Origin of the sequence: Mesorhizobium sp. M2A.F.Ca.ET.037.01.1.1, from assembly GCF_003998075.1 — a bacterium.
Taxonomy (GTDB): Bacteria; Pseudomonadota; Alphaproteobacteria; order Rhizobiales; family Rhizobiaceae; genus Mesorhizobium.
This window is the reverse complement of the sequence record NZ_RZSA01001403.1, coordinates 1-1223: the sequence shown is the minus strand read 5'-3', so window position 1 is coordinate 1223 and position 1223 is coordinate 1. Positions and strand designations below refer to the sequence as shown.

Below are 1223 nucleotides of genomic sequence, written 5' to 3'. Positions count from 1 at the left end.
GTCTACAGATGCTGCCCCGCACGAGAGCCAGCACGCTTTGAGCGCGCATCGGCGATGCAAGCGTTGCAAGCTGGCCATGTCCACAAGGTCGGCGACCACTATATCGCCGACCACCAACGCGGGCGTACCGTCTAAGTGCAGACCTTTCGCGAGTGCGCGGACCGCGCATTTCATCTGCGATGGCCGGATCTTGCATTCCCGCTTGAGCTGCTCAACGTCAAGGCCTACACGCGCTGCGATCTTGAGAGTGACCCTTCAACTGGGGGAAATCATAAGGGCGCGGTGGAATTCGTCGAACTTTCCCTGTTTTCTCGAGGCGAGTGCGGCGAAGGCTGGGAATTGGGAATCCGGTCCCAGGACCGGGAACTGTTTGATCACAAGCTTCAGATTGGGTTCATGCTTGAAGGCTTTTTGGTAGTTGATATCAGCCAGTCTGCAATGCGGACAGTTGTGGTAGTCATTGAATATGACCAGAACGGCATCGCCTTGCGGGTTGCCGGCGATTGGCGAAGGAGATCGTTGTCGAATGCGCCGCTCCACTTTTGCCTGTCGGTCGACCACGCCTGCCGGTGCAGGTTCGCGCTATATTGGCTCGCCAGCAAGGCGAGGAGTAAAAGAAGAGCTGCGACAGTGATGGCAGTCGGCTTAGACATGAGTCTCCAATCCATGGACGGCGTGGCAGCAACGGCCGCCTTTTTGGTGTAAAATGGGTCAGTTTTGATCGTGCCCCGCAGTTGCTACAGGCGCACAGGTGCCGGTGCGATCTGGCGGCTTCTCAAATACGGCTTTGCGCCATCGGGTCCACCCCAATAGCTGAGCGTCGTTCGCACGGGGAATTGTGTTCACCACGCCGGGCGACTTGACCGTCCACCGCCGGAGCGCTGAACGGTCCGCTAGTGAGGCGCTCCCCGAATCGTCGTTTATCCCGCTCGCCCCGGACCGGGTGACAGCCAGCGTTGCCGCTACGCTGCGGAGAAAAACCGTCAGCGCGTGGCATTCGGACATAAGCTGATCGACGCCAAGAATAAGCCCCACGGAGGTGACCGGTGCGGCCGGAACAAGAAAGAGCGTTGCAGCCATTGTGACGAGGCCTGCACCGGTAATGCGGGTTGTTCAGTTCGAAGGGAACAATGCGACAAACAGCATGAGGATCCGGCAGCCGATCGGGAGATCAGTTTTCGTCGCTTGGGCGATGAAAAGGGCGGCGAGCATCATATTCGTGC

1 protein-coding gene is annotated in these 1223 nt (G+C 58.7%); it reads left to right on the top strand.

Going from position 1 to position 1223, the window contains the following annotated elements; genetic code table 11:
- The first annotated feature begins 135 nt into the window (after positions 1 to 135).
- On the top strand, positions 136 to 705 hold the full coding sequence (locus EOA27_RS42750; protein WP_245454735.1) for a hypothetical protein: 570 nt from the start codon (positions 136 to 138) through the stop codon (positions 703 to 705).
- The last annotated feature ends 518 nt before the right edge of the window (positions 706 to 1223 follow it).